We start from the raw sequence: 16,144 nt of genomic DNA on the forward strand, positions 1-16,144 counted from the left end.
CCCGGTCGGTTGACCGGGATTTTTTTTATCTCCTCCTGACAAACACTCCTGACAGTATGCTGTCAGGAGCCCTGTCGTAGACTCCTTCTGAACCCAAACAACAGGCAGGAGGATGTATGAAAAGCGTCATTAACTGGTTTGAAATTCCGGTCTCGGATATGGATCGCGCGATTAAATTTTATGAGCCGGTGATGCAGCTCGCGCTGCGTCGCGAGAAAATGGACTGCGCGGAGCTGGCGGTTTTCCCGCATGAGGATCCCGCCACCGGAGGCGCACTGGCAAAATTTGACGGCGTTACACCGTCTTTGCAGGGCGCTATTATTTACCTGCATACTGACAATCTGGCGGCCACGCTCGATCGCATCGCCTCTGCGGGCGGCGAGTGCGTGTTTGGCCCGCTGGAACTGCCGCATGGCATTGGCACTATCGCCTTGTTTACCGACAGCGAGGGCAACCGCGTCGGGCTCCATCAACCTGCCTGAGAGCGGACAAAGATATGACCCGACGCGCTGACCGTTTGTTTCAGATTGTGCAGATCCTGCGGGGCAGGCGTCTGACAACGGCAGCGCATCTGGCGGACCGGCTTGGCGTGTCTGAGCGTACGGTCTATCGCGATATCCGCGACCTGTCGCTTTCCGGCGTGCCGGTGGAAGGTGAAGCGGGGAGCGGATATCGCCTCATGTCGGGCTTTGACCTGCCGCCACTGATGCTGACAAATAAGGAGTCTGAGGCGCTGATCGTCGCGATTCGCCTGCTCAAAACCTGGGGTGGGGAATCGCTGTCGCGCGAGCTGGAGTCGGCTCAGGAAAAGGTGCTGGCGATTCTGCCCGAGGAAAGTCGTCGAAAGGCGGAGCAGACGCGGATCTACGCCCCGGATTTTTGCATGCAAAGCCACTCCCGCAGCGACTTTGACAGGATTCATCAGGCAATTTCCGCTCAGCAGGTGCTGGCACTGCATTACCGTGATGAAGCAGGACAGCTGTCTAATCGTGAGGTTCAGCCGCTGGGGCTGTTCTTCTGGGGAGAGCGCTGGCTGCTGGCCGCGTGGTGTGAACGGCGCGATGACTATCGCTGTTTCCGGCTCGACAGATGCCTCAATATTGTGACTACGGAAAGGCGGTTTAGCGAGAGTGCGGACAGGTCTTTGGCGGATTTTTTGCGCAAGGTGAGGCAGTAAAAAGCCAGCTTAAGAGCTGGCTTTTTTGCCCGGCGGCGCTGCGCTTGCACGGGCCTACAGGTTTTGTAGGCCGGGTAAGGCGAAGCCGCCACCCGGCAAAAACCACGAGATTAGAAGTTGTAGCCTACAACCAGGTAACCACCCCAACCGGTAGAACGGACGTGTTCGTTCATCCATACCAGTTTCGCGTCGTCGTTCCACTGGCCGCCGTTGTGCCAGTAACGTGCCACAACGGAGTAATGCCAGTGATCGTAGTTCAGCGCCAGGATGTGGCTGGAGGCGATGGAGTCATTGGTACGCTGCTTAATACCGTTCTCTGCGTAACCGCTCTTATCGCCCAGATCTGAACCCCAGTCGAAGTTGGTGAAGCCGATATAGCTCAGGTTACCGCCCCACAGCTGGGTGATTGGCACAAAGTATTTCACTTTGAAACGATAGCCATCCCATTCGTTCTGGTTTTCAGCGCCATAGTTCTGCCACTGATACTTGGCATAGACGTTCAGAGACAGGCTCATTGGCAGGCCGGTGTCGATGTCCGTACCCAGACCCATATACCAGGTGCTCTGACGACCGGACTCGTTGCGGCCCATGTCGTAAATGTAGTTGTTCGCGAAGTACCACTCTTTGAACGGGCCGAAGCTCAGATCGGTGCCGGTCAGCTTGTCGATGGAGAAGCGTGGTTCGATTTCCATGAACAGAGGGGAACCGTGGTTCCAGATACCTTTAGCCTGAGAGTTACCACCGAAGAAGACCGGTGCATCCATGTAGCCGTAGAAATCAAACCAGTCTTTCTTGGCGAAGGCTTCATATTCCAGGTAGGTATCGTTACGAATCTGTGGTCCGAAACGCGTGTGGTAGCTGCCCACCACGTTAACGCTCTGGTGCCACCAGTCGGAGAGGTATTGTGGTTTGTCGTTTTCCGCTGCGTTAACAGTGAAAGAAGAGGACAGTGCCAGCACGGCGCCAGCTGCGAGTAATGTTTTTTTCATAATCATGCCACTGATTGAAATTCCCTTCCGGGAGTGAAAAATGCGCGAATTGCGTTTCTAAATATTTCGTGTTTCTGCGGTGCCTATTATAGGAATCCCTGCTCACAAAAATATGTGTTGTTTCACATATCTCTCACACGCGTAATCGATTGCGTTCACGTTTGCGTACTTTAAACGGCCGGGATTGTAGCGGCAATCATTTATGTTGCCAATCCATACGAAATGTAAATGTTAGCGGAGTGACATTTCACTCCGCTAAAAAGGAGGGGATTAGTGCGCGGCGGGTTGAATGTCGTGAATGCGGATAAAGCCTAACTGTTCCGGCGTAAGGCCGCTTAACTGAAGCGGGATATCCACATCGCTTGGTGCTAAAACACTGGCCGGGGCGGTGAAGAGTTGATTCTTCACGTTCACCTCCTGGTAATTCTCCGTGGTGCCCTGGATCTGGCCCCACTCGACGGTGCCGCTGAAGGCCGGAAGCGGATCGTTGGACTCTCCCTGGATGCGTAATGTTGCGCGAGTACCATCTGCATTCGCCGCCACATTCACCAGAGACATTTTTAGCGTGCCGATCTGACTATTGAGACGCGCAGGCGTATTCGCGCCCGGCAGCAGATAAACCCCGCTGCTGGATTTGGCATTCAGCGCGTTTTGCTGGGTGATTTTCACCGTTTCTTTGTTCAGCTTGTCCATCGCCGTATTGAGCGTATTGACGCTCTGTTTCAACTGGCGGACTTCGGTTTGCTGTGCACAGGCGCTAAGGGTGAAGAGGCTCCCCACCAGCAATATTTTCAGGTAACGTCTTGTCATTGCGTTTATTTCCTTGAAATAACGGATCGTCCTAATGGTAGCGAGCATCATTGTGTCAGACATAGATCCTTTGTCTCAAAAAGCTCTTCCTTTGTTGTCAGGCCAGATCAGGGTAAAATGAAAATCAGTTAACCAGATAACAGGGATACCGTATGCATTGCCCATTCTGCTCCGCTGTGGATACCAAAGTCATCGACTCTCGCCTGGTGGGCGAAGGGTCATCCGTACGCCGTCGTCGGCAGTGTCTGGTGTGCAACGAGCGTTTTACGACCTTTGAGGTGGCAGAGCTGGTCATGCCGCGCGTGGTAAAAAGTAACGACGTGCGTGAGCCGTTTAACGAAGAGAAACTGCGCAGCGGAATGCTGAAGGCCCTTGAAAAACGTCCTGTCAGCGCGGACGACGTGGAGATGGCGTTAAACCACATAAAATCTTACCTTCGTGGTTTGGGTGAGCGTGAAGTGCCGAGCAAAATGATTGGTAACCTGGTGATGGAGCAGCTGAAAAAGCTCGATAAGGTCGCCTATATCCGCTTTGCTTCGGTCTACCGCAGCTTCGAAGATATCAAAGAGTTTGGCGAAGAGATCGCCCGCTTACAGGATTAAGCTCATGCACGATGAGATGTACATGGCGCGAGCCATGAAGCTGGCGCAGCGCGGTCGTTTTACGACCCATCCCAACCCGAACGTCGGGTGCGTTATCGTTAAAGATGGCGAGATCGTGGGGGAGGGCTTTCACTATCGCGCAGGCGAACCGCATGCTGAGGTTCATGCGCTGCGCATGGCTGGTGAGAAGGCGCGCGGCGCTACAGCCTACGTTACGCTGGAGCCCTGCAGCCATCACGGGCGTACGCCGCCGTGCTGCGACGCGTTAATTGCCGCGGGGGTTTCGCGCGTGGTCGCATCGATGCAGGATCCGAATCCGCAGGTGGCCGGACGGGGTCTGTATCGCCTGCAGCAGGAAGGCATTGACGTCAGCCATGGCCTGATGATGCAGGACGCGGAAGCGCTCAACAAAGGTTTCCTGAAGCGCATGCGTACCGGGTTCCCGTATATCCAGCTTAAGCTGGGTGCCTCGCTGGACGGTCGTACGGCAATGGCAAACGGCGAGAGTCAGTGGATCACATCGCCACAGGCAAGGCGCGATGTGCAACGTCTGCGCGCGCAAAGCCATGCTATTCTCACCAGCAGTGAAACCGTTCTGGCTGATGATCCGGCCATGACCGTGCGCTGGGACGAGCTGAATGCCGATACCCAGGCTCTGTACCCGCAGGAGAACCTGCGTCAGCCGCTGCGTATTGTCATTGATAGCCAGAACCGCGTGACGCCAGAGCACCGCATCGTCCAGCAGCCGGGTGAAACCTGGATTGCCCGCACGAAGGACGATACGCGCACATGGCCGAAAGGCGTGCGCAGCATCATGGTGCCGGAGCATAACGGCCATCTGGATCTCGTGGTACTGATGATGCTGCTCGGCAAGCAACAGGTGAACAGTATCTGGGTGGAAGCGGGGCCAACGCTCGCCGGTGCGCTCTTACAGGCCGGACTGGTGGATGAACTGCTTGTTTACGTTGCGCCTAAACTGTTAGGTCACGACGCGCGTGGCCTGTTTGTGCTGCCTGGCCTTGAAAAACTGGCCGACGCACCACAACTCAAATTCAGCGAGATTCGTCCGGTAGGTCCGGATGTCTGCCTCCACTTAACGACAGCGTAATTGCTCCCGAAATAGGGAAGCAGTGCGCAAAGTATTATGATAAAATCCGCCCCCCTGCGGGGCCAAATGAACCCGTAAAGGAAGAGTATGAACATTATTGAAGCTGCTGTAGCTACCCCGGACGCTCGCGTCGCCATCACCATTGCGCGTTTCAACAACTTCATCAACGACAGCCTGCTGGAAGGTGCCATTGACGCCCTGAAACGTATCGGCCAGGTTAAAGATGACAACATTACCGTTGTTTGGGTTCCAGGCGCTTACGAACTGCCACTGGCGGCGGGCGCGCTGGCGAAAACCGGTAAATACGACGCGGTGATTGCGCTGGGTACCGTTATTCGTGGCGGCACTGCGCACTTCGAATACGTTGCGGGCGGTGCAAGCAATGGTCTGGCACACGTTGCGCAGGATGCTGAAATTCCTGTCGCGTTCGGCGTGCTGACTACCGAAAGTATTGAACAAGCCATCGAACGTGCTGGCACCAAAGCCGGTAACAAAGGTGCAGAAGCTGCACTGACCGCGCTTGAAATGATCAATGTATTGAAAGCCATCAAGGCCTGATTTTTTTGTAAGGGGAATTCCGTGAAACCTGCTGCTCGTCGCCGCGCCCGTGAATGTGCCGTCCAGGCACTTTACTCCTGGCAGTTGTCCCAGAACGACATCGCTGATGTTGAATACCAGTTCCTGTCAGAACAGGACGTGAAAGACGTTGACGTTCTGTACTTCCGTGAACTGCTGTCGGGAGTGGCGACTAATAGCGCGTATCTCGATGGTCTGATGAAACCTTACCTGTCCCGTCTGCTCGAAGAGCTGGGTCAGGTAGAAAAAGCAGTGTTGCGTATCGCGCTGTTTGAGCTGTCTAAACGTGATGATGTGCCGTACAAAGTGGCCATTAACGAAGCGATCGAACTGGCGAAAACCTTCGGTGCTGAAGACAGCCACAAGTTTGTAAACGGCGTACTTGATAAAGCAGCACCTGCGATCCGTCCCCACAAAAAGTGATCCGCAAACCGGAGTTCTGCATTGCCTGACGGGCAGTGCGGCTCCGGTTTTTTCTTTTATTTGCTGAGGCATAACGTATGGCATGCGGCGAATTTTCCCTGATTGCCCGTTATTTCGACCGTGTCAGAACCTCTCGTCTTGATGTTGAAACCGGCATCGGCGATGACTGTGCACTTCTCAATATTCCCGAAAAACAGACGCTGGCAATCAGCACCGACACCTTAGTGTGCGGACGTCATTTTTTACCGGATATCGATCCTGCCGATCTGGCGTATAAGGCGCTGGCGGTTAACGTCAGCGATCTGGCGGCGATGGGGGCCGATCCCGCGTGGTTAACCCTGGCGCTGACGCTGCCAGAGGTAGACGAAGCCTGGCTTGAAGCCTTTAGCGATGCGCTGTTTGAGCAGCTTAACTACTACGATATGCAGCTGATTGGCGGTGATACCACTGCCGGACCGCTGTCGATGACGCTGGCGATCCACGGGTATGTGCCGCTCGGCCGCGCGCTGAAGCGCTCAGGCGCAAAACCCGGCGACTGGATCTATGTGACCGGTACGCCAGGCGACAGCGCGGCAGGGCTGGCGATCCTCCAGGATCGCTTAACCGTGAAGGATGCCGACGATGCGGCGTATCTGGTGAAACGCCATCTGCGCCCGACGCCGCGTATTCTGCACGGTCAGGCGCTGCGCGAGCGGGCAAGCTCGGCTATCGATCTCTCTGACGGGCTGATCTCGGACCTCGGCCATATTCTGAAGGCCAGCGGTGTCGGCGCGCGCGTTGACCTGGATCTGTTCCCGCTGTCAGAGGAACTGCTTCGTCATGTCGAACCTGAGCAGGCGCTGCGCTGGGCGCTGTCCGGTGGCGAAGATTATGAGCTGTGCTTTACCGTTCCGGAGCTGAACCGCGGAACGCTCGACGTGGCATTAGCGCACCTCGGCGCGAAATTCACCTGTATCGGGCAGATCATGCCGGAGAGTGAAGGGCTGAAGTTTGTGAAAGACGGTGAGCCGGTTACGCTGGACTGGAAAGGGTACGATCACTTCGCGTGAGTTTGTGCGCTCTGTATTGCCGGGGGGCGGTTCCGCCTTACCCGGCCTACAAAAGATGGGGCTTACTTAAACCCCACCACCGGATGCTGCTGATACGGCGTCTCCAGCTCGGCAACCTGCTCCGGCGTCAGCGTGATATCCACTGCATTCAGCAGTTCGTCAAGCTGCTCTTCCCGGGATGTGCCGATAATTGGCGCCGCGACGCCGCGTTTACCCAGCAGCCACGCCAGCGCTACCTGGGCGCGGGTTGCGCCGGTATCGTCGGCAATTCCGGCTAAGCGTTCAGCGATCAGGGCATCGCTGGCCTCTGTTCCTTCGTAGAGATTTTTTCCCACTTCATCCGAGACCAGACGGGCCGTGGTTTCTCCCCACGGACGGGTCAGGCGGCCGCGCGCGAGCGGGCTCCACGGGATGACCGCCACGCCCTCCTGATGGCACAGCGGCAGCATCTCACGTTCTTCTTCACGGTAGATCAGATTGTAGTGGTCCTGCATGGTGACGAAGCGCGCCCAGCCGTGCTGTGCCTGCAGATCCAGTGCCTGAGCAAACTGCGAGGCATGCATAGACGACGCGCCGATATAGCGCGCTTTACCGGCTTTGACGACGTCGTTGAGTGCTTCCAGCGTCTCCTCAATGGGCGTGTTGTAATCCCAACGGTGAATTTGCAGCAGGTCGACGTAATCCATGTTCAGACGCCTGAGGCTATCATCAATGGAACGCAGGATCTGAGCGCGAGAAAGGCCCTGAGCCAGGTCGCCCACCGGATAGTACACCTTGGTGGCAACCACGATGTCTTCCCGACGGGCAAAATCACGCAGGGCGCGGCCGACAATCTCCTCGCTGCTGCCGTCGGAATAGCTGTTGGCGGTGTCAAAGAAGTTAATGCCGCCCTCGATGGCGCGTTTGATAATCGGACGGCTGCTCTCTTCCGGCAGCGTCCAGGCGTGGTTTCCCCGATCGGGTTCGCCAAAGGTCATGCATCCCAGACAAAGCCGGGAAACCTTAAGGTCTGTTTTTCCTAATGTTGTGTATTGCACGGTCCGCTCCTGCTGTTTAAACAATACGTTTAATCATAGCAGGAGCGGAAAAGGGGAGGGATCAGTCCAGCCAGGCGCGGATTTTTGCTTCGATACCGGCAGCGTCCAGGCCAATCGCCGCGCGGGCTTCGTCCTGGGTACCTTGCGGGATGAAATGGTCCGGCAGGCCGAGGTTCAGCACCGGAACGGCTTTACGGTTTGCCATCAGCACCTCGTTCACGCCGCTGCCCGCACCGCCCATAATCGCGTTCTCTTCCAGCGTGACCAGCACGTCATGCGCCTCAGCCATACTCAGGATCAGGGATTCGTCGAGCGGTTTCACAAAGCGCATATCGACCAGGGTGGCGTTCAGCGTTTCAGCCACTTTCGCCGCCTCTGGCATCAGCGTGCCGAAGTTCAGAATCGCCACTTTTTCACCGCGACGTTTGACCAGACCTTTACCGATCGCCAGCTTCTCCAGCGGCTGCAGCTCAACGCCCACCGCATTGCCGCGCGGGTAGCGAACGGCGCTTGGGCCATCCTGATAGTGGTAGCCGGTAAACAGCATCTGACGACATTCGTTCTCGTCGCTTGGCGTCATGATCACCATATCCGGAATGCAGCGCAGGAACGACAGGTCAAACGCGCCCTGGTGCGTCTGGCCGTCGGCACCGACAATGCCCGCACGATCGATAGCAAACAGCACCGGCAGCTTCTGGATCGCCACGTCGTGGATCACCTGATCGTAGGCGCGCTGCAGGAAGGTGGAATAGATAGCGACAACCGGTTTGTAGCCGCCGATCGCCAGGCCCGCGGCAAACGTCACCGCGTGCTGCTCGGCAATGGCCACGTCGAAATACTGGTCAGGGTATTTTCTGGAGAACTCCACCATGCCGGAGCCTTCGCGCATGGCTGGGGTGATCGCCATCAGCTTGTTGTCTTTTGCGGCGGTTTCGCACAGCCAGTCGCCGAAGATTTTTGAATAGCTCGGCATGCCGCCGTTGCTTTTCGGCAGACAGCCGCTGGACGGGTCAAATTTTGGTACCGCGTGGAAGGTAATCGGATCTTTTTCCGCCGGTTCGTAGCCACGGCCTTTTTTGGTCATGATGTGCAGGAACTGCGGGCCTTTCAGGTCACGCATGTTCTTGAGCGTGGTCACCAGTCCCAGCACGTCATGGCCGTCAACCGGGCCGATATAGTTAAAGCCCAGCTCTTCAAACAGGGTGCCCGGCACGACCATGCCTTTGATGTGCTCTTCGGTGCGCTTGAGCAGCTCTTTGATCGGCGGTACGCCGGAGAAGACTTTCTTGCCGCCTTCACGCAGCGAGGAGTAAAGCTTGCCGGAGAGAAGCTGCGCCAGATGGTTGTTCAGCGCGCCAACGTTTTCGGAAATCGACATTTCGTTATCGTTAAGCACAACCAGCATGTCCGGCTTGATGTCGCCCGCATGGTTCATGGCCTCAAAGGCCATACCGGCAGTGATGGCACCGTCGCCAATCACGCAGACGGTGCGGCGCTGCTTGTTCTCTTTTTCGGCAGCAACGGCAATCCCGATGCCTGCAGAAATAGAGGTGGAGGAGTGCCCGACGCTCAATACGTCGTACTCGCTCTCCCCGCGCCACGGGAACGGGTGCAGACCGCCTTTCTGACGAATGGTGCCAATTTTATCGCGACGTCCGGTCAGAATTTTGTGCGGATAAGCCTGGTGGCCCACGTCCCAGATCAGCTGATCGAACGGCGTGTTATAGACGTAGTGCAGCGCCACGGTCAGCTCTACCGTGCCAAGCCCGGAGGCGAAATGGCCGCTGGAGCGGCTTACGCTGTCGAGCAGGTAGCGACGCAGCTCGTCGCACAGCTTCGGCAGGCTCTCTTTCGGCAACAGACGTAACTCCTGGGTGGAGTCAACTAACGCCAGTGTCGGGTATTTGGCAATATCAAAACTCATCAAAGGCTCATCGAGATATATAGTTTATTTATCACGCTGGATTATATAGTCCGCTAGCGCTTCCAGTGCCGAGGTATCCAGCGATTGCGCGGCCAGCTGATTCAGCGACTGGCGGGCATCGTCAATCAGATCCCGGGCTTTACGTTGGGCTTGCTCAAGACCCAGCAGGGCGGGGTAGGTACTTTTGCCAAGCTGCTGGTCCGCACCCTGACGTTTACCCAATGTTGCAGTATCGCCCACCACATCCAGAATGTCATCCTGAACCTGGAATGCCAGACCGATACTTTCTGCGTATCTGTCCAGAATCGGCAGGGCTTTGCGCCCTTGCTCACCCGCGCTCAGCGCGCCAAGACGAACGGCGGAACGAATCAATGCCCCGGTTTTATGGCGATGAATACGCTCCAGCTGTTCCAGATTAACCTGACGTCCTTCGGCTTCAAGATCCAAGGCCTGTCCGCCGCACATGCCCGCCACGCCACTGGCCATGGCCAGTTCGGAAATCATTGCCAGACGGTCACGGTCAGCCACTTCGGCCATTGGCGCATCGCTCAGAATCGAGAACGCCAGCGTCTGCAGGGCATCACCCGCCAGAATGGCATTCGCTTCGCCAAACTTGATATGGCAGGTGGGTTGACCCCGACGCAAGTCGTCGTCGTCCATGGCCGGGAGATCGTCGTGGATCAGCGAGTAGGCATGGATGCACTCAACGGCGGCTGCCGGGGCGTCCAGCGTGTTATCGCTGATGCCAAACATGTTGCCTGTGGCGTACACCAGGAACGGGCGCAGGCGCTTTCCACCCAAGAGTGCGCCATAGTGCATTGCTTCAACCAGTGGAGTGTTCTGAAAAGGCTGTGGCGCAATAAAACGGCGCAGGGCGTCGTTGGCGCGCACGACACGCGCCTGAAGCTCGTTGGCAAAATCCATTTACTCGGCGTCCGGTGTGAAAGGCGTGGTTTTCGCCTCTTCGCTGTCGGACAGCAGGATCTGCACGCGCTGTTCGGCCTGTTGCAGCTTAACCTGACCCTGGCGCGCCAGCTGGACGCCGCGCTCGAATTCGTTGAGCGCCTCTTCCAGCGGGAGATCGCCACTCTCGAGGCGGGTAACAATTTGCTCCAGTTCACTCAGCGCAGTTTCGAAACTGGCCGGTGCGTCGTTCTTCTTCGGCATAGTGAATTGACTCTTATATTCTTCGCCCCGACATGGTAACGGACTCGGGCGGATAAGCAAATAACGCGCAATGTGCACAGGAGCGGCGCGATGGTGGTATACTTGCGCGCCTGGATGCAGCCACGGGTGTGGGCTGCTGTACTCTTTTCCATTACAAGCCTTAACAGGCTTGCCTAAGAAACATTGCCGCCATGAAGTTTATCATTAAATTGTTCCCTGAAATCACCATCAAAAGCCAATCTGTGCGTTTGCGCTTTATTAAAATTCTCACCGGGAACATTCGTAACGTATTAAAGCACTACGACGAAACCCTCGCCGTGGTGCGCCACTGGGACCACGTTGAGGTCCGTGCCAAAGACGAAAACAAACGTCAGGATATTCGCGACGCCCTGACCCGTATTCCGGGTATCCACCATATTCTGGAAGTGGAAGATGTCCCGTTTAGCGATATGCACGACATCTTCGAGAAAGCGCTGGTCCAGTACCGCGACCAGATCGAAGGCAAAACCTTCTGCGTGCGCGTGAAGCGTCGCGGCAAGCACGAGTTCAGCTCCATTGAAGTTGAACGTTACGTTGGCGGCGGTCTGAACCAGCACGTCGAGTCTGCGCGCGTGCGCCTGACCAACCCGGACGTAACCGTTAATCTGGAGATCGAAAACGATCGCCTGCTGCTGGTGAAAGGCCGCTATGAAGGCATCGGCGGCTTCCCGATCGGCACCCAGGAAGACGTCCTGTCCCTGATCTCCGGCGGCTTTGACTCCGGTGTCTCCAGCTATATGCTGATGCGCCGCGGCTGTCGCGTACACTACTGCTTCTTTAACCTGGGCGGTGCGGCGCACGAGATCGGCGTTCGTCAGGTGGCACATTTCCTGTGGAACCGCTTCGGCAGCTCCCACCGCGTGCGTTTCGTGGCAATTAATTTCGAACCGGTGGTCGGCGAGATTCTGGAGAAAGTGGACGACGGCCAGATGGGCGTCATCCTGAAGCGCATGATGGTGCGTGCGGCGTCCAAAGTGGCTGAACGCTACGGCGTGCAGGCGCTGGTCACCGGCGAAGCGCTGGGCCAGGTCTCCAGCCAGACGCTGACCAACCTGCGCCTGATCGACAACGTGTCTGATACGCTGATCCTGCGTCCGCTGATCTCTCACGATAAAGAACACATCATCGATCTGGCACGCGAAATCGGCACCGAAGATTTTGCCCGCACCATGCCGGAATACTGCGGCGTGATCTCAAAAAGCCCGACCGTTAAAGCGGTGAAGGCGAAGATTGAAGCGGAAGAAGAGAACTTCGATTTTGCCATCCTGGACAAAGTGGTGGAGGAAGCCTCCAACATTGATATCCGTGAGATTGCCCAGCAGACCGAGCAGGACGTGGTTGAAGTGGAGACCGTGAGCGGTTTCGGCGCGAACGACGCGATTCTGGATATCCGTTCTATTGACGAGCAGGATGACAAACCGCTGCAGGTGGATGGCGTGGAGGTGGTTTCTCTGCCGTTCTATAAGCTGAGCACGAAGTTTGGCGACCTCGACCAGAGCAAAACGTACCTGCTGTGGTGTGAGCGTGGGGTGATGAGCCGCCTGCAGGCGCTGTATCTGCGCGAGCAGGGCTTTGCGAATGTGAAGGTGTATCGTCCGTAGTTTCTCGCCCGGTGGCGCTTCGCTTACCGGGCCTACGGTACCGTGCATTTGTAGGCCGGGTAAGGCGTAGCCGCCACCCGGCTTTTTTTATGCACTACTCTTCATAGTAATTATAAATCCCCGCTGGCATCACCAGCGATGACGCCACTTCGTACGCCTTCTCGCGCCCGACCAGCAGGTCGATAATCTTTAAGCCAAAATCAATCGCGGTGCCCGGGCCCTGGCTGGTCAGCAGGTTGACGCGCGGATCCCAGACGACGCGTTTGTCCACCCACTGATCTTCCGGAATGGTGTCTTTCAGCCCCGGGAAGCCGGTCATATTGCCGATGGGGAAGATGTCATGGGGAACCAGCACCGTGCCAGCGGCGGCACAAATGGCGGCGACAATGCGCCCGGATAAATGAAACTGACGCACGGTCTCAACCAGCAGCGGGCTGTCGCGAAAATACTCCGCGCCCTTCAGGCCACCGGGCAGGACGATGATGTCGTAATCCCTGTCGGCCACCTGCACGAGCGGAGCATCGGCCAGCAGCTTCACGCCGCGCGAGCAGGTAATCGCCAGGCTGCCGTCGCTGGCGACGCTGGCGGTTGTCACGTTAATACCGCCGCGCACCATCAGATCGATGGTGGTGACCGCTTCCATCTCTTCGCTACCAGGGGCGAGGCAGATCAGTGCCGACGCGCTCATATTCACTCTCCTTACGTTTAACCAGGTCATACAGACGGGCGTTTTCCGGCACCGCGATGCCGTGCGCGCGGGCGCGTTTTAGCAGATATCCGGTGATATAGTCGATCTCCGTGTGGCGTAATGCCCGAACATCCTGCAGCATCGAGGAGATGTTCTCAGCCGTACTCTCAATAACCTGCTCGACATAACAGCGCAAATCGTCTGCCGAGGTATGCAGGCCTTCCCGCTCAACGACCGCCGCGACTTCTGCACAGAGCAGTGCAACCTCCTGAGGATGATTTTTCAGCTCTCCGTTCGGACAGTTCCACAGCGCCGTCAGCGGATTGATCACGCAGTTTACGGCCAGCTTGCGCCAGAGTTGTGGACGAATATGGTTATGCCAGGCCACGTCTGGCAGCACCTTCTGCAACACATCGGCAAGATAGCTGTAGTCCCCATCCTGCGTTCTGGCAGGCCCGATGTGGGTCACGCCGCTGGCGACATGCACGATGATGTTGCCGTCGCGACGGGCAGCGTGCGTGGTTGTCGCCATCAGCAGAGGCTGCGGAACGCTTTTCAGCTCGTCAAGGGTCCCCATGCCGTTATGCAGCAGCAGGATGGGCGAAGTGGGGGGGAGCTGGGCGGCCAGTGTCTTGACCGCGTCTGAAACCTGCCACGCTTTGAGCGTCACCAGTAAAAGGTCGCTTTGCGCCAGGAAATCAGGATCGTTCGCGGTGAGGGATTCGTTAAAGATGCTTCCGTCTTCACCAATCAGGTTTACACTGCAATAGGGCTGGGGCACGCGCAGCCAGCCCTGAACCTCATGTCCGTGCTTGCACAGCGCGGTCAGCCATAGCTGACCAAGGGCTCCACATCCGAGCACTGTAATTTTCATTGTTCCTCCTCACCTGCAACTGCGCCAGGTGTTACAGCTTAATTATACAGCTAAGCTTCTGTTGAGTTATGCCTCGTAGCGGGTATTATGCAACGCAACAAAAGTGAAGGGAGAAGAAAAGATGCCATCTTTCGATATTGTTTCCGAAGTTGATATCCAGGAAGTTCGCAACGGCGTTGAGAACGCAACCCGCGAAGTAGAGTCACGTTTCGATTTTCGTGGCGTTGAGGCGTCGTTTGAGCTGAACGACGCAAATAAGACCATTAAGGTGCTGAGCGAGTCTGATTTCCAGGTAAATCAGCTGCTCGACATTCTGCGCGCCAAGCTGTTAAAGCGCGGCATCGAAGGGACGTCTCTGGATGTGCCGGACGAGTTTGTGCACAGCGGTAAAAACTGGTTTGTGGAAGCCAAGTTGAAGCAGGGCATCGAGAGCGCGGTGCAGAAGAAGATTGTGAAGCTCATCAAAGACAGCAAGCTGAAGGTGCAGGCGCAGATCCAGGGCGAAGAGATTCGCGTGACCGGTAAGTCCCGCGATGACCTCCAGTCGGTGATGGCGCTGGTGCGCGGCGGCGATCTGGGTCAGCCGTTCCAGTTTAAAAACTTCCGCGATTAATATATTAAGCCCGGTTTAATGGACTGCACCCCAAAAGTTTTGGACACCCAACTGAGTAAGGTGCAGTTTTTTATGGCAAAGCCAAAATATTCCCTCGAAACCAGATTAGCTGTAGTTAATCACTACCTTGCCGGAAAAGATGGAACACATCGTACAGCTGAACGCTTTGGTGTTGAGAGAACATCAGTGCGACGCTGGGTAAGAGCCTGGCAACTCCACGGTATTGATGGCATAACCTGGAAAAATGACCGCCATTCTCCGGCGCTCCGGATGACTGTTGTCCAGACTGTTCTCAACGAAGAACTTTCGATGCGTGAAGCTGCCGCACGGTTTAATATCTCAAATGAAACCGTTGTCCGGCACTGGGTGAATGTTTACAAAGTCGCTGGTGAGAAAGGACTTCTGAGCATAAAACCCGGCCGGAGCAAGAACATGACAACCCCCAAAAAAACACCTCCACTTACCGATGCTGCACTGGAAAAGTTATCTCCCGAAGAACTGCGGGCTGAACTCCGCTACCTGCGCGCAGAGAATGCCTATCTAAAAAAGCTGAAGGCCTTAGTTCAAAGCGAGAAAAACGGCAGAAAGCCGCAATAATCAGTGAACTAAGGCTGAACTATGCGCTCGGTGATCTTCTGCGTGCAGCGGGTATGTCCCGCAGTACGTGGTATCACAATATGAATGCGCTGAAGCGAGTGGACAGACATGCCGGGCTGAAAGACAAAATCAGAGAGATTTACCACTATCACAAAGGGCGTTATGGCTACCGCAGGATCACGCTCTCACTGAGAAAACAGGGGTTGCTGGTAAACCATAAAACAGTGCAGCGGCTGATGGCGGAGCTGTCACTCCGCTCACTGATAAGGGTGAAGAAATATCGCGCCTGGAAAGGGGACGTGGGCAAGGCTGCACCCAATATCCTGAGCCGGAACTTCGGTGCATCGAAAGCCAACGAAAAATGGGTCACGGATGTTACAGAATTCTCGGTGCAGGGTAAAAAGCTGTACCTGTCGCCAGTTCTCGATCTGTTCAACCGGGAGATTATCTCTTACAGCCTGTCGGAAAAGCCGGTAATGGAGATGGTTAATACGATGCTGCACGATGCGTTCTCAGTGCTCGGACCGGAGGATGCGCTGTTGCTGCACACGGATCAGGGCTGGCAATATCGAATGGCAGGGTATCAGGCCAAGTTAAAGGCGAAGGGGATAACACAAAGCATGTCGCGCAAGGGAAATTGCCTGGATAACGCGGTGATAGAGAACTTCTTTGGCACACTGAAATCAGAGTGTTTTTACCTGAACAGGTTCAGCAATCTGAGTGAACTAAGGAAGGCGATAGAGGACTATATCCACTACTATAACAACGAGCGAATCAGCCTGAAATTAAAAGGCCTGAGTCCGGTAGAATACCGAACCCAGGCCCTGATAGCCGCTTAACATGAACTGTCCAACTTTATGGGGTCAGTCC

The 16,144-nt window shown here is 56.0% G+C and carries 18 protein-coding genes; 10 read left to right on the top strand and 8 right to left on the bottom strand.

The features are described from left to right. The first annotated feature begins 116 nt into the window (after positions 1-116). Complete coding sequence (locus ABFV38_RS04755; protein ID WP_008503341.1) at positions 117-482, top strand: VOC family protein; 366 nt, start codon at positions 117-119, stop codon at positions 480-482. Positions 483-496: 14 nt separating this feature from the next. Beyond that, complete coding sequence (locus tag ABFV38_RS04760; RefSeq protein ID WP_032646151.1) at positions 497-1,177, top strand: YafY family protein; 681 nt, start codon at positions 497-499, stop codon at positions 1,175-1,177. 110 nt (positions 1,178-1,287) lie between these two features. Here the strand turns inward: ABFV38_RS04760 and ABFV38_RS04765 are convergent, their stop codons facing one another. Beyond that, the gene (locus tag ABFV38_RS04765) at positions 1,288-2,166 is read right to left on the bottom strand and encodes a nucleoside-specific channel-forming protein Tsx (RefSeq protein ID WP_025912622.1); all 879 of its coding nucleotides are present in this window, start codon (positions 2,164-2,166) and stop codon (positions 1,288-1,290) included. A 270-nt stretch (positions 2,167-2,436) separates the two neighbouring features. Beyond that, on the bottom strand, positions 2,437-2,976 hold the full coding sequence (locus ABFV38_RS04770; RefSeq protein WP_045909789.1) for a DUF3251 domain-containing protein: 540 nt from the start codon (positions 2,974-2,976) through the stop codon (positions 2,437-2,439). A gap of 152 nt (positions 2,977-3,128) precedes the next feature. Here ABFV38_RS04770 and nrdR point away from each other — a divergent pair, with 152 nt between their 5' ends. The 5 genes from nrdR (at position 3,129) to thiL (ending at position 6,734) form a co-directional block, all read left to right on the top strand. Further along, on the top strand, positions 3,129-3,578 hold the full coding sequence (nrdR, locus tag ABFV38_RS04775) for a transcriptional regulator NrdR (RefSeq protein ID WP_008503337.1): 450 nt from the start codon (positions 3,129-3,131) through the stop codon (positions 3,576-3,578). Between the two features lie 4 nt (positions 3,579-3,582). Next, a complete protein-coding gene (gene ribD, locus ABFV38_RS04780; RefSeq protein ID WP_348958656.1) occupies positions 3,583-4,686 on the top strand; it encodes a bifunctional diaminohydroxyphosphoribosylaminopyrimidine deaminase/5-amino-6-(5-phosphoribosylamino)uracil reductase RibD in 1,104 nt (367 codons plus the stop codon). An 87-nt stretch (positions 4,687-4,773) separates the two neighbouring features. Then, a complete protein-coding gene (gene ribE / locus ABFV38_RS04785; protein ID WP_006176874.1) occupies positions 4,774-5,244 on the top strand; it encodes a 6,7-dimethyl-8-ribityllumazine synthase in 471 nt (156 codons plus the stop codon). A gap of 21 nt (positions 5,245-5,265) precedes the next feature. After that, positions 5,266-5,685 carry a transcription antitermination factor NusB gene (gene nusB, locus ABFV38_RS04790; RefSeq protein WP_006809908.1) on the top strand — a complete coding sequence of 140 codons (420 nt, stop codon included), beginning with the start codon at positions 5,266-5,268 and terminating at the stop codon, positions 5,683-5,685. Positions 5,686-5,762: 77 nt separating this feature from the next. Further along, positions 5,763-6,734: a thiamine-phosphate kinase gene (gene thiL, locus ABFV38_RS04795; RefSeq protein ID WP_048030082.1), complete on the top strand. Its 972-nt coding sequence runs from the start codon at positions 5,763-5,765 to the stop codon at positions 6,732-6,734. 62 nt (positions 6,735-6,796) lie between these two features. Here the strand turns inward: thiL and ABFV38_RS04800 are convergent, their stop codons facing one another. The 4 genes from ABFV38_RS04800 to xseB all read right to left on the bottom strand — a co-directional run bounded on the left by ABFV38_RS04800 (position 6,797) and on the right by xseB (position 10,862). Then, the gene (locus ABFV38_RS04800; RefSeq protein ID WP_045909786.1) at positions 6,797-7,771 is read right to left on the bottom strand and encodes an aldo/keto reductase; all 975 of its coding nucleotides are present in this window, start codon (positions 7,769-7,771) and stop codon (positions 6,797-6,799) included. Positions 7,772-7,832: 61 nt separating this feature from the next. Further along, positions 7,833-9,695: a 1-deoxy-D-xylulose-5-phosphate synthase gene (gene dxs, locus ABFV38_RS04805; RefSeq protein WP_348958657.1), complete on the bottom strand. Its 1,863-nt coding sequence runs from the start codon at positions 9,693-9,695 to the stop codon at positions 7,833-7,835. A 24-nt stretch (positions 9,696-9,719) separates the two neighbouring features. Beyond that, the gene (gene ispA / locus ABFV38_RS04810) at positions 9,720-10,619 is read right to left on the bottom strand and encodes a (2E,6E)-farnesyl diphosphate synthase (protein ID WP_045909784.1); all 900 of its coding nucleotides are present in this window, start codon (positions 10,617-10,619) and stop codon (positions 9,720-9,722) included. Continuing rightward, entirely contained in the window at positions 10,620-10,862 is a 243-nt protein-coding gene (gene xseB / locus ABFV38_RS04815; RefSeq protein ID WP_045909783.1) for an exodeoxyribonuclease VII small subunit, read from the bottom strand. A 191-nt stretch (positions 10,863-11,053) separates the two neighbouring features. Here xseB and thiI point away from each other — a divergent pair, with 191 nt between their 5' ends. Further along, on the top strand, positions 11,054-12,502 hold the full coding sequence (gene thiI, locus ABFV38_RS04820) for a tRNA uracil 4-sulfurtransferase ThiI (RefSeq protein WP_348958659.1): 1,449 nt from the start codon (positions 11,054-11,056) through the stop codon (positions 12,500-12,502). Positions 12,503-12,596: 94 nt separating this feature from the next. Here thiI and yajL read toward each other — a convergent pair whose 3' ends face one another. After that, positions 12,597-13,190, bottom strand: a complete 594-nt coding sequence (yajL, locus tag ABFV38_RS04825) for a protein deglycase YajL (protein ID WP_348958661.1) — start codon at positions 13,188-13,190, stop codon at positions 12,597-12,599. Next, positions 13,153-14,064: a 2-dehydropantoate 2-reductase gene (gene panE, locus ABFV38_RS04830; RefSeq protein ID WP_023616113.1), complete on the bottom strand. Its 912-nt coding sequence runs from the start codon at positions 14,062-14,064 to the stop codon at positions 13,153-13,155. The genes yajL and panE overlap by 38 nt, the downstream gene beginning before the upstream one ends. A gap of 121 nt (positions 14,065-14,185) precedes the next feature. Here panE and ABFV38_RS04835 point away from each other — a divergent pair, with 121 nt between their 5' ends. Both ABFV38_RS04835 and ABFV38_RS04840 read left to right on the top strand, forming a co-directional pair. Next, positions 14,186-14,677: a YajQ family cyclic di-GMP-binding protein gene (locus ABFV38_RS04835; RefSeq protein WP_023293165.1), complete on the top strand. Its 492-nt coding sequence runs from the start codon at positions 14,186-14,188 to the stop codon at positions 14,675-14,677. Positions 14,678-14,749: 72 nt separating this feature from the next. Further along, positions 14,750-16,113, top strand: a protein-coding gene (locus tag ABFV38_RS04840; RefSeq protein ID WP_348958663.1) for an IS3 family transposase whose coding sequence is annotated in 2 segments (ribosomal slippage) — positions 14,750-15,227 and positions 15,227-16,113 — 1,365 coding nt in all. Because the reading frame shifts where the segments join, the coding sequence is not laid out codon by codon here. Positions 16,114-16,144: the final 31 nt, after the last annotated feature.

The organism is Enterobacter cloacae complex sp. Mu1197 (assembly GCF_040059225.1).
GTDB lineage: Bacteria > Pseudomonadota > Gammaproteobacteria > Enterobacterales > Enterobacteriaceae > Enterobacter > Enterobacter quasiroggenkampii.

Excerpts from the sequence above, each read along its gene's own strand:
- ABFV38_RS04835 (WP_023293165.1), top strand. The coding sequence starts at position 14,186 with ATGCCATCTTTCGATATTGTTTCCGAAGTTGATATCCAGGAAGTTCGC.
- ribE (WP_006176874.1), top strand. The coding sequence starts at position 4,774 with ATGAACATTATTGAAGCTGCTGTAGCTACCCCGGACGCTCGCGTCGCC.
- dxs (WP_348958657.1), bottom strand. The coding sequence starts at position 9,695 with ATGAGTTTTGATATTGCCAAATACCCGACACTGGCGTTAGTTGACTCC.
- panE (WP_023616113.1), bottom strand. The coding sequence starts at position 14,064 with ATGAAAATTACAGTGCTCGGATGTGGAGCCCTTGGTCAGCTATGGCTG.
- xseB (WP_045909783.1), bottom strand. The coding sequence starts at position 10,862 with ATGCCGAAGAAGAACGACGCACCGGCCAGTTTCGAAACTGCGCTGAGT.
- ABFV38_RS04755 (WP_008503341.1), top strand. The coding sequence starts at position 117 with ATGAAAAGCGTCATTAACTGGTTTGAAATTCCGGTCTCGGATATGGAT.
- yajL (WP_348958661.1), bottom strand. The coding sequence starts at position 13,190 with ATGAGCGCGTCGGCACTGATCTGCCTCGCCCCTGGTAGCGAAGAGATG.
- thiL (WP_048030082.1), top strand. The coding sequence starts at position 5,763 with ATGGCATGCGGCGAATTTTCCCTGATTGCCCGTTATTTCGACCGTGTC.
- ABFV38_RS04770 (WP_045909789.1), bottom strand. The coding sequence starts at position 2,976 with ATGACAAGACGTTACCTGAAAATATTGCTGGTGGGGAGCCTCTTCACC.
- ispA (WP_045909784.1), bottom strand. The coding sequence starts at position 10,619 with ATGGATTTTGCCAACGAGCTTCAGGCGCGTGTCGTGCGCGCCAACGAC.
- nrdR (WP_008503337.1), top strand. The coding sequence starts at position 3,129 with ATGCATTGCCCATTCTGCTCCGCTGTGGATACCAAAGTCATCGACTCT.
- ABFV38_RS04765 (WP_025912622.1), bottom strand. The coding sequence starts at position 2,166 with ATGAAAAAAACATTACTCGCAGCTGGCGCCGTGCTGGCACTGTCCTCT.
- thiI (WP_348958659.1), top strand. The coding sequence starts at position 11,054 with ATGAAGTTTATCATTAAATTGTTCCCTGAAATCACCATCAAAAGCCAA.
- ABFV38_RS04760 (WP_032646151.1), top strand. The coding sequence starts at position 497 with ATGACCCGACGCGCTGACCGTTTGTTTCAGATTGTGCAGATCCTGCGG.
- ribD (WP_348958656.1), top strand. The coding sequence starts at position 3,583 with ATGCACGATGAGATGTACATGGCGCGAGCCATGAAGCTGGCGCAGCGC.